The 15,656-nt window shown below is 49.4% G+C and carries 12 protein-coding genes; 1 reads left to right on the top strand and 11 read right to left on the bottom strand.

What is annotated here, in order from left to right; all coding sequences use genetic code 11:
• Positions 1-37 precede the first annotated feature (37 nt).
• The 8 genes from metH to GWC95_RS01095 form a co-directional block, all read right to left on the bottom strand.
• Entirely contained in the window at positions 38-2,746 is a 2,709-nt protein-coding gene (metH, locus tag GWC95_RS01130; RefSeq protein ID WP_161816828.1) for a methionine synthase, read from the bottom strand.
• Positions 2,747-2,836: 90 nt separating this feature from the next.
• Positions 2,837-3,850 (bottom strand): homocysteine S-methyltransferase family protein, encoded by a 1,014-nt coding sequence (locus GWC95_RS01125; RefSeq protein ID WP_161816827.1) that lies wholly within the window; start codon positions 3,848-3,850, stop codon positions 2,837-2,839.
• A gap of 325 nt (positions 3,851-4,175) precedes the next feature.
• A complete protein-coding gene (locus tag GWC95_RS01120; RefSeq protein ID WP_161816826.1) occupies positions 4,176-5,072 on the bottom strand; it encodes a DUF5777 family beta-barrel protein in 897 nt (298 codons plus the stop codon).
• Positions 5,073-5,097: 25 nt separating this feature from the next.
• Complete coding sequence (locus GWC95_RS01115; protein ID WP_161816825.1) at positions 5,098-5,622, bottom strand: YceI family protein; 525 nt, start codon at positions 5,620-5,622, stop codon at positions 5,098-5,100.
• A gap of 13 nt (positions 5,623-5,635) precedes the next feature.
• On the bottom strand, positions 5,636-6,235 hold the full coding sequence (locus tag GWC95_RS01110) for an OB-fold protein (RefSeq protein WP_161816824.1): 600 nt from the start codon (positions 6,233-6,235) through the stop codon (positions 5,636-5,638).
• A 192-nt stretch (positions 6,236-6,427) separates the two neighbouring features.
• Positions 6,428-7,045, bottom strand: coding sequence for a recombination mediator RecR (gene recR / locus GWC95_RS01105; RefSeq protein ID WP_161816823.1), 618 nt, complete (start codon positions 7,043-7,045; stop codon positions 6,428-6,430).
• 50 nt (positions 7,046-7,095) lie between these two features.
• The gene (locus GWC95_RS01100; RefSeq protein WP_161816822.1) at positions 7,096-8,517 is read right to left on the bottom strand and encodes an Ig-like domain-containing protein; all 1,422 of its coding nucleotides are present in this window, start codon (positions 8,515-8,517) and stop codon (positions 7,096-7,098) included.
• Positions 8,518-8,613: 96 nt separating this feature from the next.
• A complete protein-coding gene (locus GWC95_RS01095) occupies positions 8,614-11,745 on the bottom strand; it encodes an ATP-dependent helicase (protein WP_161816821.1) in 3,132 nt (1,043 codons plus the stop codon).
• Positions 11,746-11,846: 101 nt separating this feature from the next.
• On the opposite strand from GWC95_RS01095, the gene GWC95_RS01090 reads away from it, so the two are divergent.
• The gene (locus GWC95_RS01090) at positions 11,847-12,311 is read left to right on the top strand and encodes an SRPBCC family protein (RefSeq protein ID WP_161816820.1); all 465 of its coding nucleotides are present in this window, start codon (positions 11,847-11,849) and stop codon (positions 12,309-12,311) included.
• A gap of 42 nt (positions 12,312-12,353) precedes the next feature.
• On the opposite strand, the gene GWC95_RS01085 is transcribed toward GWC95_RS01090, so the two are convergent.
• From GWC95_RS01085 to GWC95_RS01075, 3 genes are all read right to left on the bottom strand, one after another.
• Positions 12,354-13,838 carry a glycoside hydrolase family 10 protein gene (locus tag GWC95_RS01085; protein ID WP_161816819.1) on the bottom strand — a complete coding sequence of 495 codons (1,485 nt, stop codon included), beginning with the start codon at positions 13,836-13,838 and terminating at the stop codon, positions 12,354-12,356.
• Between the two features lie 90 nt (positions 13,839-13,928).
• Positions 13,929-14,375, bottom strand: a complete 447-nt coding sequence (locus GWC95_RS01080) for a MarR family winged helix-turn-helix transcriptional regulator (protein ID WP_161816818.1) — start codon at positions 14,373-14,375, stop codon at positions 13,929-13,931.
• Between the two features lie 104 nt (positions 14,376-14,479).
• Positions 14,480-15,508 (bottom strand): radical SAM/SPASM domain-containing protein, encoded by a 1,029-nt coding sequence (locus tag GWC95_RS01075; protein ID WP_161816817.1) that lies wholly within the window; start codon positions 15,506-15,508, stop codon positions 14,480-14,482.
• Between the last annotated feature and the right edge of the window lie 148 nt (positions 15,509-15,656).

Here is a 15,656-nt window from a genome sequence, read left to right as displayed (position 1 = left end):
TACAACAAAATTAACCGTTGGTATCCGCTACCACATCTTATTCCAGAACCGGGCTCAACCATCTTTCGGCCACATGCAGTTCCATGTGCTTGCGTTTTGCATAATCTTCAAGCTGGTCGCGCTGTATTTTGCCTACACCAAAATACTGGCTCCTGGGGTTTGAAAAATACCAGCCGCAAACAGAAGATGCAGGGTACATGGCCAGGCTTTCGGTAAGCTGTACGCCGATGGTTTCTGTGGCCTTCAGCATATCGAACAGTTTGTATTTCTCGGTATGATCCGGGCAGGCGGGATAACCCGGCGCGGGGCGGATGCCCGTGTACTGCTCCTTGATCAGGTCCTCGTTTGTAAGGGTCTCGTCTTTATCATACCCCCAATATTCTTTTCTTACTTTCTGGTGAAGCGCCTCTGCAAATGCCTCCGCAAAACGGTCGGCCAATGCCTGCAGCATGATCTTGTTGTAATCGTCGTGATTGGCCTGGAACCTTTCAAGGTGTTCCTCTATGCCGTGCAATGTAACTGCGAACGCGCCAATGTAATCTTTTGTGCCGCTGGCCTTGGGCGCAATAAAATCTGCGAGCGAAAGGTTCGGCTGGTCCGCTGCTTTTTTTATCTGCTGGCGCAGGAAGGAAAGCTGAACGATGTTGTCGCCGGTTTTCACCTCCACATCGTCTTCATGGCTCAATGCTTCCCAGAAACCGATCGTTCCTTTGGGTGTGAGCCATTTTTCAGCGATCATTTTATCGAGCAATGCATTGGCATCGTTGTATAGTTTGGTCGCTTCTTTTCCTACCACGCTGTCGGTTAAGATCTCGGGAAAATTGCCATGCATCTCCCAGGTGATGAAGAATGGTTTCCAGTCTATAAAATCACGCAGTGTGGCAAGGTCAAACGCAACCACTTTTGTTCCCGTGAACTGTGGCGTTTGCGTGGTGTGGTTTTTCCAGTCAACCTTCACTTTGTTCTGCAGTGCTTCCTGGTAACTGAGGTATGTTTTAACAGATTTCTTGTTGTCGAAACCGTGTTTGAGTTTTACGTATTCCTCTTTTACGCCGTTTAAAAATTCCGGTTTCTGTTCCTTGCTCAACAGCGAGCCGGCAACCGTTACGCTGCGCGATGCATCGAGAACATGCACAACGCCGTTTTCGTATTCAGGTGCAATTTTAACTGCGGTGTGTATGCGCGAGGTGGTTGCCCCGCCGATCAGCAGTGGCTGCTCCATTCCGCGGCGTTTCATTTCTTTGGCAATGTGCACCATTTCATCAAGTGATGGCGTGATCAACCCGCTTAGCCCAATGATATCAACGTTTTCTCTTTGTGCCGTTTCCAGGATCTTATCTGCAGGAACCATCACACCAAGATCGATGATATCATACCCGTTGCATCCCAGCACAACACCAACAATGTTTTTACCGATGTCGTGCACATCCCCTTTCACGGTGGCGAGCAATATTTTTGCCGCGCCTGCTGCTTCGTTGTTGGCGGTGCCGCTTGCGAGGGCCGCCTGTTTGCGCGCTTCTTTTTCTGCTTCAATATAGGGTGTGAGAATGGCAACGCTTTTCTTCATCACGCGTGCACTTTTTACCACCTGTGGCAGGAACATTTTTCCCGCGCCAAACAGGTCGCCCACTATGCCCATGCCATCCATCAACGGCCCCTCGATCACTTCCAGTGGTGTGGGGTATTTCAGGCGGGCCTCTTCGGTGTCTATGTCAATATAGTCTGTGATTCCGTTTACAAGCGAATGCGACAATCGTTTTTCTACCGTATCGTTTCTCCAGGCTTCGTCTTTTACTTCCACTTTGCCTTTTGCCTTTACCGTTTCGGCATGGGCGATGAGTTTTTCGGTGGCTTCGTTGTTGTCGTTGTTGCGGTTCAGTATCACGTCTTCGCAAAGCTGCTTGAGTGTGGGTTCGATCTCATCGTATACCACCAGCTGCCCTGCATTAACGATGCCCATATCCATCCCTGCTTTGATGGCATGGTAAAGAAAAACAGAATGGATCGCCTCACGCACATGGTCGTTGCCACGGAAGGAAAAGGAAACGTTTGAAACACCGCCGCTCACTTTCGTCAGGGGCATCAGCCTTTTGATCTCGCGGGTGGCTTCGATGAAGTCTACTGCATAATTGTTGTGTTCCTCGATACCGGTTGCTACGGCAAAAATGTTGGGGTCGAAAATAATATCCTGTGGATCGAAGCCTACTTTTTCGGTAAGTATTTTATAAGCGCGGTGACAGATCTCCACTTTTCTTTCCTTCGTATCTGCCTGGCCGATCTCGTCAAAAGCCATTACGATCACGGCTGCGCCGTAGGCTTTACAGGTGATGGCCTGTTCGATGAATTTTTCTTCTCCTTCTTTCATCGAGATGGAGTTAACAATGCATCGTCCCTGCACACATTTCAGTCCCGCTTCTATGATCTCGAATTTGGAGCTGTCGATCATGATCGGGATCCGCGCGATGTCTGGCTCACTTTGTACGAGGTTCATAAAGGTGCGCATGGCGGTAACGCCGTCGAGCATTGCATCATCCATGTTCACATCGAGCACCTGTGCGCCGTTCTCTACCTGCTGGCGCGCCACGGAGAGCGCCTCTTCATACTGCCCTTCGCGCACGAGGCGCGCAAATTTTTTGGAACCGGTTACGTTCGTTCGCTCACCTACGTTCACAAAATTTGTTTCAGGACGGATCACCAGCGGTTCTAATCCCGATAAGCGCAGAAATGGTTTTATTTTCGTTGTCATAGTTTCTTCTTAAATGATGCCGGCAAGTGTGTTTAAGCAGCACCCTTGCCGTTTGCTTTCACTGCTCTGTTTTGTGCCAGCGCGTGGTGCTTACAATGCAGCTTCGAGCACCGGCAGTTGCCTTGGCTCGATATTTCTTACCTGCTCGGCAATGTGTTTGATGTGATCCGGTGTTGTACCGCAGCATCCGCCCACAATATTTACAAATCCCTGTTTTGCCCATTCTTCAATGAAATGCGCGGTTTGATGGGGCTCTTCGTCGTATTCGCCCATCGCATTCGGTAACCCAGCGTTCGGGTAGGCCGATGTGTAGCAGGCGGCAATCTGCGAAAGCTCTTCAATGTGGCTCCTCATTTCAGAAGCGCCAAGGGCGCAGTTGAGGCCAACGCTGATGGGTTTTGCGTGCATTACCGAAGTATAAAAAGCTTCGAGTGTTTGCCCGCTCAATGTTCTGCCCGATGCATCGGTGATGGTACCGCTGATCATAACCGGCAGTTCGGGTTTGTTCACATCGCGGAAATATTTCTTTACTGCGAATATGGCGCCCTTGGCATTGAGTGTATCGAAGATGGTTTCGATCAGGATCACATCAACACCGCCATCAACCAATCCTTTGATCTGTTCGTAATAGGCCTCTACTACTTCGTCGAAGGTAACGGCGCGGAAACCAGGGTTGTTTACATCCGGCGAAAGGCTCAGTGTTTTATTCAGCGGGCCAATGGCGCCAGCCACAAATTTGGGTGCGGCGCCGGGATTTTCGGCGAGGAACTCGGCTACCGCTTCTCTTGCGCACGTGGCGGCGGCAACATTGAGTTCGTAGGCAAATGATTGCATATCGTAATCGGCCATGGCGATCACCGTACTGCTGAACGTGTTCGTTTCAATGATGTCGGCGCCGGCGGCGAGGTATTGTTTGTGAATGCCTTTGATGATCTCCGGCTGCGTAATGCACAGCATATCATTGTTGCCTTTCACATCCAGGTGCCAGTCTTTGAAACGCTCCCCGCGGTAATCTGCTTCTGTAAGTTTATGACGCTGGATCATGGTGCCCATGGCGCCATCGATCACGAGGATCCTTTTTTCGAGTTCTTTCCTGATATCCATACAATAATGTTTTAGTTCCGTTGCCGGAAATAAATGATTGATGAACCATAAACGCTTTGCAGAGTGGAAGAGTGGGCACCTCAAAACGTTTATTAGTTCGATTAACCAAGCCCCGCTTGGTGTTCAGGCCGAACAATAAACAAATCCGCCTGTTGTCAGAAATGCAAAGATAGCTGATAAGAGAGCAAGAAACAAGCGGCGGAGCCGCTGTATGGCGGCAGGTGCCAAGAAAAGAAAAACGAAGGAAAAAAGTGGGTTTGCAGATGCAAATCCACTTTTTTCCTTCGTTTTTTTCAACTGTAACAGTTGATTCGTAGCCTTTGGCCTATTTCTTTTTCTTCCCGATGTTGAAGATCCGTGAAATATTGAAGCCCCAGCGCACCGCGCCATTGCCCCATGAGCCATTGGTTTCATGTATAAAAGTATGCTCATTCATACCTGTTGAATTGGTAAAATGCAACTGGAACACATGCCCGCCGGTATTGATGTCAACCCCGATCGAAAGGGGATCATAGGTATTGTTGAAGCGGGTGGCCTGGAGAAAATACTCGGCATTTATACTGATGCGCCTGCTGATCTTTTGCCTGGCGAGGAAACCGATGGAGAACAGGTCCTTGCTGCCGCCGGTTAAAAAAATGACCCGGTTGTAGTGGTTGTAGGTGGGTGAAACCTGGATGGAGGTATGCTCATTGAGCTTGCTGGCGATCAGCAACTGCGCCGTATAATACGTGCGGTCCGAGCCCGTAACGTTAGGCACCGAAGGGCCCAGGTCGAGTGTTTTATAGGCCATCGCCCCAACAAGGTCTACCGAAAGCGGCGCACCGCCTTTTGTTTTCTGGTGAACGAGCCGCCATTTTGCATACCAATCGTATTCTTTCGAGGTAGAGGTTCGCCCGATACCTACCATGAGGTTCTTCACGATCCCGAAATCAAAACCGATGCGCATCGATGCCTGGTCCAGCCCAAACATCTCGTAAATACCCTGGTTAACGGGCCCGAAACGGTGGTTGATGCGGAAATCCATGCTGCCCGGGTTGAGTATTTCTACTGTATGACTGTTAACCAGCCGCGTAGAATAAAACGTGTTTATCACAGGTTCTTTCGCGGAAGAGCTGGTAGTGCTGTCTTCCATTTTAAACAGGTCTACCTGTTGCGCAAAGCCGGTAGCGCCGGTGAGTACGAGGCATAGAATGGCCAGTAACCTTTTTGAAAAGATCATCATAACGTAAAGTTTATGTAAGGATTGATTATTGGTATTGACAGCTCACGTCAACTGCAATGGTCTGCCCCACGCCCGATGTACTTACATTGAAGTCTTTCAGTGTAACGTTGAATTTACACGAAACAACCGGTTTGCCTGCCTTGATCTCCACGGTGCCGTTGGCTGTGATGCTTTTTGTAACACCATGTAACGTAAGATCACCTTTTACGGTTGCTTTGTAGGAGCCGTCTTTTGCAAAATTCACGTCTTTGAGATTGACGATATTGCCCTTGAAATCGGCCCTTGGATATTTGTTGCTTTCGAGGTATTGATCGTTAAAATGCTCCTGCATTTCGGCGAGTTGAAAACGGAAACCTTTCACGAGCAGGCTGAAGGTTACCTGGCCATTGTCTGCAATACGACTGGTTACTTCATTGTTCACTGCTTTCACTTCTCCATCCGCTGGTGAAGTAAAACTGATCTTCCCGTTCCTGGTACTGAATATTTTCTGCGCATCTGCTGTTTGTGTAAAGAAAACGGCCGCAAGTATAAAAGAGAGCAATGCTTTCATGTTTTTTTGTTTTTTATTTTACCAATACGCCTTCGTTGATCACCACATTTGCATCCGGTATATAACCTGTGCAAATGCCTTTGAATGTTATGGTTTGTCCGGGTGTTAACGCGCCCGGGTTTGTTTTGAATGTACAATTGATCACCACCATCGGGTCGGATGTTTTAAAATCCACCACTACATTGCCATCCTGGTTGGTATTTACCGCACCTACCTCGCCCGTGAGTTCGATGGCTTTGTCGAGGTACTTTTTGTTCGCCGCCGCTTCATCTGTTTTGAATGCATCGTACAATTTCTGCGCCGTTAATTCGATCCCTTTCTCTTTGGTTACATCGCGCTGCTCCTTGTTGTATACCATGTACACCGTAAGCGATGCCGAGGCGATCGCACCCAGTATCATGAGCCACAGCAACAGCCTGGCCTGTTTGAAATTCAACAACACGTAAACAAACAACCCCGCATAAGGTGCAACCAGGAGGATGAGGGTCCACAACAGTTTCGAGTTGCCAGACAGATCCTTTCTCCTGAACAGGTTCACCAGTGATACCAGCAATATGACGCACCAGATGATGGCTGAAAAAAACAATGCGCCTTCAAGACCGTCGAAAACCATATCAGTTACTATTTAGATTTTTTGAATCGGGACCATCTGCAAATATAGACCCGTGGTGATTTTGAACGTGCAAAATAGTAAGGGATCGATATAAAAGAATACGGTTTTGGGAAATATTGGTTGCCTTGGTGGGCCGGAGGCCGTTTTACAGCCGTCACACCGCCGCAAACCGGCCGCATGCCGGCACAAAGATCATTTCACATACTGCTGCACCGGCAGGCGGTTTACGATGCTCCGGGCCAACGTCATCTCATCTGCATATTCCAGTTCGCCGCCAAACGCGATGCCGCGTGCAATGGTGGTAATGCGGCAGGGCAGGTGTGCGATCTTTTTCTGGATATAGTAGATGGTTGTATCACCCTGTATATTCGGGCTGAGCGCAAAAACCAATTCTTCCGTTTCCTCTTTCGCAATACGCATTACCAGCGATTCGATGTTGAGCTGATCAGGACCCACGCCATCCAAAGGCGAGATGATGCCACCCAGCACATGGTAGGTGCCATTGAGCTGCTGCGTGCTTTCTATCGCAATCACATCGCGGATATTCTCTACCACGCAGATCATACGCTGGTTGCGCATGGAGTTGGAGCAGATGGAACAGATATCGCCATCACTCACATTGTTGCAGCGCTGGCAGAACTTGATGTCCCTGCGCATACGCGCGATGGTTTCGCCGAAATGCTGCACATCGTTCACATCCTGTTTCAACAGGTGCAATACCAGCCGCAACGCCGTTTTCTTACCGATACCCGGAAGCTTCGTAAACTGCGCGACAGCATTTTCAAGTAAGGAAGAGGGGAGTTGTTGCATATAAGCTGGTTACAGGAAGCAAAGGTACTGAATCGGGGTTGATCGTGGATTTATAAGGTTACCCGCAGGTCATTGTCCCAATTGGCTCTCACGGCCAGTTGGCCCTTGATGAGGAACACGATCTCGGGTTGGTGTTTGTTCCTGGGGAACTGCCCGGGATCCCATTTGCCGTTTTTGTTGGCGTCGTACAGGATCCTCAGGTCGTAACTGCCGGGGCGGAACAACCGTCTTTGAAATTCGTTCGAGGTAAGCGCGGCAGAATCTACTATTTTATCGTTCTGTACGATCTGCAGCACCGGGTTCCGGGAAAGATCAAGGTTTTCAAAACGCACCCGCACCGCACCGTAATCCAGCTCTTTTTTTGCGGCAAAATGGATCGTATCCGCTTTTGCCAGCACCGTGCCGAGCGAATCGGCCACGGCATCTTTCGATACCAGGAGGCGGTAGCTGAATCCCTCTTTCCAATTGTTGCTGATGGAAACTTTTGTACGCGTACTGTCGAGCGTAACGGCATATCCCCTGAGCGGTACAAAATTCGTATCGGCGAGCACGATCTTCGTGCTGTCGAAACCAAATAGTTTTCGGTTGAAATTCAGTCGCAGCGGGCTCAAAAGATCCTGCATTCCGTTTTCTATGTTTTCGCCTGTGTAACGCAGTCTCCTGTCTTCTGTTCTCCCGCCGGTCAATGGCCGTATGGCCGACGATGCAGCGCCGGGCGCCCTTCTTTTCACTTCTTCAAATGCATACAATGTATCGCGTGGCGTGTTGGGGCCTATGTTTACCGGTGTGGTTCTGAAGGCAAACATATCCGTGCTGTCTGTATACTTTTTTGTAAAACGGTTGGATACAACGTACACCGCAAAGTTTCCATCGGGCAGGTTGTTGAAACGGAACTCGCCGCTGCCGTTCAGTGTGGCGTAATAGCGTGGGTTGTCTTTTGCAACCGCTGTATCGTTCAGGTTACGGTGAAGGATTACGATAACGGAACTGCTGTCTTTGGGCGATTGCCCTGTTTCTGCAATGATCACTTTCCCTTCGTACGTGTTGTAATCCATCTTTGGCCCGGTGGAAAATGCATATACAAAATTCTTCGCCACATTCGATTCGTTTACGTCCTGGATGGCGTTGCCAAAATTGAACGAATAGGTTGTATTCGCCTCCAGTGTATCTTTTATTCTTATGGTGATGGTACGCAGCTTCGATTCTACCTGCGGCGGGTTTGCGGTACCGGGTATGGGCGAGATGACGAGGTTTGAAAAAGCGTTCTGCAGCGTTACGTATTCATCAAATACAAGTGTGATCGTTTTCGGGTTCACATTCACCGCCGAATCCCTGGGGATGGCGCTAACCAGCCTCGGCGGCAGGCTGTCCCTTGGCCCGCCCGATGGCGGAAGTATGTTGGCGCAGGAAGAAACAGCCATCATCTTCATCGCAATAAATAAAAGAAGCAGGGCGGTGGAGAGTTGTTTCATGTTCACGCAAATATAGGCCAGCTTAAAGCTGCGAATGGCCGGGTTGTGGTTTTTTAACAAAGTTTCAGTTGGCGGCTGCAGGTTACGTAACCCGGCCTATTCCTCTTCGGGCAAGTCGTGCAAAGCCACGGCCATTTTGTTGTTCTTTACAAAATTGCACCAATGGCAATCCTCTTTGTAGCAACCCGTGTAAAAATCGCGGGCCTGGATGCGCTCCCACACATGTTTGATCTGCTCCGTCACTTTTTCAATGTGCTCGGGTTGAATAACGACCTTTTCTTTGCGGTACACTTTCTTTTTATCGGGTTCTATAAAGTCGAACTCGGTGCTTATCACGTTCCAGTTCTTTGATTCGTACCTGTCTACAAGAATCTTGTAAAACACGGCCTGTCTCCAGTAATCGCCGCCATTGTCGGTTGGGTCCTGCGGTGGTTTGAGTTTGTCTTTTGCTTTGTCGATGTCGCCGGTTTTGTAATCAACCACGTTCACCGATTTCCCGTCAAACTCCAGTTTATCCAGTTTTCCCTTGAGTGGAACGCCGGATACCACTACGTTGCGGATGTTTCTTTCCACTGCCACAATCCTGTTCCAGCTGTTGACGTATTGGTCGTAATAATTGGCAAGTACCTCGTGCCCATATTCCATCCTTCTTGCAAACTGTTCTTTGGTAAAACTTTCGCGGTGCCGGTTCATGTACCATTCAAAATCGAGGATGAACTCCTGTTTTGGTGGAAATTTTTCTGTTGCCTGCATTTTCTCGAACAAACGCTGCAAGGCATGGTGCACCGCAGAACCAAATTCTGTTGCTTCCGATTTGCCCGAGGGCACGCGCACGAGGTTCTGGAAATAAAACTGCAGGGGGCATTTCAGGTAATTGTTCAGCGCCGTAACATTCATCACAAATTTATCCAGCAGTTGGCTGATGAATTCCGCCTCCACTTTTTCAATCTCCGGCGCCTGCGCGGTGGTGAATTGCACCATTGCAAATTCGCTCAGCACCTCGGTGTCGATCACCACTTTTTCTACGGGCAGCACGTGCGAATCCTGTATCTCTGCAATGAACATGGAAGGCTCCAGTTCTTTTCCATCGTTCTTAAAATGACTGTAGGAAATATAAAGATGCAACCGGGCGCGCGTGAGTGCCACATAGAACAAACGGCGCAGTTCTTCTTCATCGCGTTGTTTGGGTTGTGATGAGAACATGGTATCCGGGAACTGGTACCCGCCGCCCGGTCTCCTTTTTTTCTCCCAGTTGGATGCGTTGCACCCCACCAGGAAAACATGTTCAAATTCCAATCCTTTTGATCCGTGGGCCGTCATCAGGTTTACGCCCTTATCGCTCCCGCTCACCTGCACCAGCGGAAGCGCGATGCCTTCTTTCTCCATCAGCTCAAAAATGTTCACCAGTTGTTCGAGCGTCAATTTCGGGTTGCGCCGCGCTTCTTCCTTTACAAAATCAAACAGTGCGGTCAGTACCTGCAGGTGCCAGTGTTTGTCTTCGCTGCGCATCACCCATGTGAGTACGCCCGCTTCGCGGATGCAGTTCTCAAACAGGTTTACGAGCGTAACATTAGACACATCTGAAATCAACCGTTCTATTGCAAACGATGCCTCCCTGAAACCCTGCGGCGCCCCTTTGCTGAAGAGGTCCTGTGGCGGCTGGTGCACTTTTTCAAACAATGCTTTGCGCAGTGATGTCTTGTTTTCGCCGAATCTTTTGTCGGCAACACCTGTCGACAGTTTCGCGATCTCTATCGGTGCAATGCCAAACCAATCGAAATGCAGTATCTCGAACAGCATCTCATCCCCGCCATCCGGAACATCGTGTTCCGCTGCGAGGTATTGGAGCAGCAATACGAGTTTCTTCGCCAGCGGGATCTCCAAAATATTCAGGTTGCGTTTGCTGTATACCGGAACATTGCGCTGCGCGAAATATTGTGCCAGTTCTTCGCCGTATTTATTCTCTTTGTAGATGATGCCGATCGATCCCGGCAATACGCCCTGCTGCAAAAGCCGCTGCGTTTCGAGTGTGATGTGGATCATTTCCTGCCGCTGCGTTTCATACTCGCGCAGCACAGGCCTGTGTGTGGCGCCGTTGATGAGGTCGTTGGCGGCGCGCAGGTCTTTGGTCAGCCCCTCTACCTGCCTGATCAGCCTTTCCTCGTTGCGGTCGATCAGTGTTTTGGAAACATCGAGTATCGGCTGTGTGGACCTGTAATTGTTGGTAAGCACGATCGTTAACAGGTCTTTCTGGTAGCTCTCCGCAAAGCCAAGCATGTTCTCCACGTTGGCGCCCTGGAAACGGTAGATGCTCTGGTCGTCATCGCCCACCACAAAAACATTCGGTTGCTCCCAGTAATTGATGAGCAGTTCCACCAGCCGGTTTTGTGTGCCGCTGGTATCCTGGTATTCGTCTACGAGTATGTAAAGAAACTGCTCCTGGTAGCGGGTGAGCAGCGACCGGTTTTCTTCAAAAGCCCTGATCACCCAGTTGATCATGTCGTCAAAGTCGTAGCGGTTACGGCTGCGCATGAGTTTCTGAAAACGTTCAAACTCGTGCACAGCGGCGCGCAGTTTTTCCATGCGCTCGGTTACTTCTTCAATTTTATTTTCCTTCCTGTCGCCTTTTTTAAACTGTTTGTATGCGCGCTGGTAAACAAACTCGTCGCGGTTGGGAATATCTGCCAGGAAAGCGTCGATCTTTTCATCGATGAACGCCGGCGTCCATCCTTCGCGTTTCATCGAGCTGAAGAGTTGCTGCAGGTTGTTGATCTCGAAATAAACATCACCGCGGTATCTTTTCAACGGATGGTTTTTGGGAAACCCATCGATCAGTTGTTTGAACAGGTCTATTTTTTCAAGTTCCGATATCGGATCCAATACCGTCTTTTCAAACAAGGATAAATTCTCCTGGATGATGTCGTTGCAAAATGCATGGAACGTATAGATGTTCACCTTATACGCATCAGGGCCTATAAAACTCAGCAATCTTTTGCGCATGGCAACGGCGCCGGCATCGGTGTAGGTAAGACATAAAATATTCTCGGGATTGGTATCCGTATCCAGCAATATCTTCCCGATGCGTGCACCCAGTATCTGCGTTTTGCCCGTGCCCGGCCCGGCGATCACCATCACCGGCCCCTCGATGGTATCAACGGCGCGTTTCTGCTGCTCGTTGAGCTTGTTGTAGATGTTCTCGAACTGTTCTTTCTGCTGGATGTTGGGCATGAGGTAAAGATAAGGATTAGGCAGGAAGCCTTTGTGTGTAGCCGCCCCGCTGTTCAGGGCTTTCCGCCGAACATTTACGGCATCTTCCTGTTATAATCCGCATGTCAAAAATTTACTCGCTGAAAACCGTGCAAAAAATTCCCGTTTCACTGGCAGAGGCGTGGGATTTTTTCAGCAGGCCTGAAAACCTGCAACACATCACCCCGCCTTCGATGCGTTTTACCATTGTGTCAACAAACCATGGAGAGAAAATGTTCGCGGGACAGATCATCGAATACAAAGTGCACCCCATTCTTGGGATCCCGTTGTATTGGATGACGGAGATCACGCACGTATCCGAACAAAAATATTTTATTGATGAACAACGCTTCGGGCCTTACAAATTATGGCATCACCAGCATCATTTCAGGGAAACGGAGGGCGGCGTGGAGATGACGGATCTTGTTCATTACAAGCTGCCGTTCTGGTTTGTAGGCGATTGGGCCAATGCCTTGCTGGTAGAGAAACAATTGAAAGAGATCTTTGCGTACAGGAAAGTGGCCGTTGAAAAACGGTTTCCTTTTTAACCGGCCCGCCCCTTCCTGCTGCGCACGAAGGGGCGGATCAGGTTATGGACGGGTTTTGATCTCTGTCATCGGGCTCACATTATTGTTCCTGTCGATCGCCACTACAAAAACCCGTTTGTCTTTTGTATCGGGGATCTTGTTCAGATCCACAACAGCCATGTTATCCGCCACAATTACCTGTACCAGCTGGCTTAGTGCAAATGTTACGTCGGTGTTCAGCGTAAGCGTTACAATGCCAAATCCTTTGATCTTTTTCTCGCCCTTGTACACGAGTTTAACCATGTTGTTGGGCTGTTTTTCGATCAATGGCTGCGTTGGTATAGAGTTGTCTATCCATGGCATCGGCGGCACGAGCGCGGGATAGCGGTAATAATTGTTGCGCAGGCTGTCGTTCCAGCCATAAGGATTTTTTTCGAAGGTCTTGCTGCTGAAATAAACACTGCCCTGTGTCGTCGGGTAAGCGCGCAATCGGTTGATCTGGTTCGGGATCTCGTTCGGATCTTTCCACGCCGGATTGCTTCCCGCACGGTAAATTCCATGGCCTATGTAAAGGTGTTTGCCGTAGGCATTCTTGTTCCACCAGTCGAGTATGATATCATAATCAACCAGTTTGTGCCCACGCTCCCAATACAATTGCGGAACCACGTAATCGATCCATCCTTTCTGCAACCACAGTAAAATATCTGCGTATAATACATCGTAGTTTGTTGGGCCCGCTTTGGTGTCGCTGCCCATCGGGTCCTTGCTCTTGTTGCGCCATACGCCAAACGGGCTGATGCCGAATTTCACATGCGGGTTGGTGCTGCGAACGATGTTGTGGATGAGTAAGATGATGCTGTCGCAGTTGCTTCTTCTCCAATCGTCCTTGCTCATGCCATTGCCATATTTCAGGAAGTCTTTCTGGTCGGGAAATTCTTTCCCTTCAATAGGGTAAGGGTAGAAATAGTCGTCCATGTGAATGGCATCAATATCGTAGCGCGATACCAGGTCCTTCACCACCCTGCCCATATGCGCCCTTACTTCGGGCAGCGAAGGGTTGAAATATTTTGTGGTGCCGTAAGTAAGAAAAAGTTCGGGGTTGGTTTTGCTGAGATGGTTCGGCGCAACAGAAGAACGGAGAATGTTAAACACAGCCCGGTACGGGTTCATCCACGCATGAAACTCCATTCCGCGTTTGTGTGTTTCGTTGATCATGAATTCGAGCGGGTCGTAATTGGGGTCCGGGCCAAGGCCCTGCTTACCCGTAAGGTATTCGCTCCAGGGTTCCAGTTTGGAAGGATAGAATGCATCGCCGGCGGGACGAACCTGCATCACAATTGCGTTCATCCCATTGCGCTGGTGCATATCGAGCATGCTGATGAACTCGGCTTTCTGCTGGGCCACCGACAATGTTTTGCTACTTGGCCAGTCGATGTTTTCAACCGTGGCCACCCATACGGCGCGAAACTCGTAATTGGGCACAACAACCTGCGCCTGCGCCACTGAGGCGCCAAAACATAAGATAAGGAGGGAAAGGAGTTTGTTCATGGTGCAAAGCTAATTGAATATCGAATAACGAATGGCCAATGCACCGGTGAATGTTAGGCAGAATGATGAACGACGGCAAGAGCGGACCTGTTAGCTGCGCATTTTGTCGAGCAGGTCATTCAATGTTTTCGCTTCTTCGGTAGACAGCGATTTAAGCAAGGCATCAAGCTCGGTGTTTCGTTTGTCGAGTTTTTCGAGAAGGGAGATGCCTTTTTTGGAGATGATCACATCCACCAGGCGTTTGTCTGAGGGACAGGTTTTTTTCTCTACCAGCCCTTTTTTCTGCAGTCTTTCAACGATGCGGCTCGTATCGCTCATCTTGTCAAGCATCCGTTCGCGGATCTGCAGGGTGCTCAGCGGTGTTTTGCTTCCGCGGAGGATGCGGAGGATGTTGTATTGCTGGGGTGTGATGTCTTCTGTTTCCAGCAAACTTCTGATCCGTTCGTGGAGCCATCCCGCAGAAAAAATAATGTTCACCGTGGCTTTCTGGTATTCGTTCCGGAAAGCCTGTTGTTGAATATCTTTTTCGATGCTCATGCGCAAAGCGGTTTGTGGTCTGGGTACAGGTAGTATTCGGTTGCTTCTCTAAGGTATCTAAAAAAATGCTACTATGCCCACAGGATGCAGGCTGCCGGCGAATTTTAATCCTCCCATACCGTAAGGCCCTCGCTGCAATTGGCACAGATATCGATGTTTTTGCGGCTCGTGAGCAACTCGCGGCGGAACTGTTTGTAGTTGTCGTTGTTCCAGGTTTCCTTGAAGCTTTGCATCTTCAGGTTGCCGAGCTGGTGCGTTGCATCTTTGTCGAAACAGCAGGGCACCACCAGCCCATCCCAGGTGATCACGTTTGCGTGCCACAGCTTCCAGCAATGGTTGCCGAGGCCGCTTTTCACTTTCATTTTGCCCGAAGGGTCTTTTTTGTAACGGCTGTACTTATTGTTTAAAGGGATCAGCTGGTTGGGGTCGTTCTCGTAATCGTATACCTGCGCCGTTTTAAAACGTACCTGGTCAACACCGATCTCTTTCGCCAGCCTTTTTACTTCTTCGATCTGGTGCTCATTGTGCCTTACCACGAGGAACTGGAAAAAAACAAAAGGCGTTTTGCTTTTCAGTTCTTTTTTCCATTTTACGATGTTGCGCGCGCCCTCGAGCACTTTGTCCAGTTTGCCACCTACGCGGTATTGCTGGTACACATCCTGCGATGTGCCGTCGATGGAAATGATCAGCCTGTCGAGGCCGCTCTCTACGGTTTGTTTTGCCTTCTCATCCGTCAGGTAATGCGCATTGGTAGAGGTGGCGGTATAGATGCCCTTGTCGTGTGCGTATTTTACCATCTTCAGGAAATCAGGGTTGAGATAGGGCTCTCCCTGGAAATAGAAAATAAGATAGAGTAATTCTTTGTGCAGCTCATCGATCGTTTGTTTGAAGAAACTGTTCTCCAACATTCCGGTTGGCCGCGTAAACGCCCTCAACCCGCTCGGGCACTCGGGGCAGCGCAGGTTGCACGATGTGGTGGGCTCAAATGAAACAGAAACAGGGTAACCCCATTGCACCGGCTTGCCGGAAAGCTTGGTAACCTGGTAGCTCGCATACACTTTGGCCGCGTTCCACAACCGCCTTGGGCGCAGTTTCGTGAGAAAATTGATGCTGTCGTTCCAATTGAAATACATGAGTGTAAAAGTACGGAGTTTGGCGCTAGGAGTTGAAGTTCGTAATCTGAAGAGGCTAACTATTCTGCTGGCCTTTTCGCTCCTCAATTTGGGTAATCGATTGTGGAACCAGTTCCACAAAAATTCTTTTTGGCTTTAACAATTCTTT

The sequence above is a fragment of the Sediminibacterium roseum genome, assembly GCF_009939005.1.
In the GTDB taxonomy this organism is placed as follows: Bacteria; Bacteroidota; Bacteroidia; order Chitinophagales; family Chitinophagaceae; genus Sediminibacterium; species Sediminibacterium roseum.
This window is presented reverse-complemented; position numbering and strand designations above follow the sequence as displayed.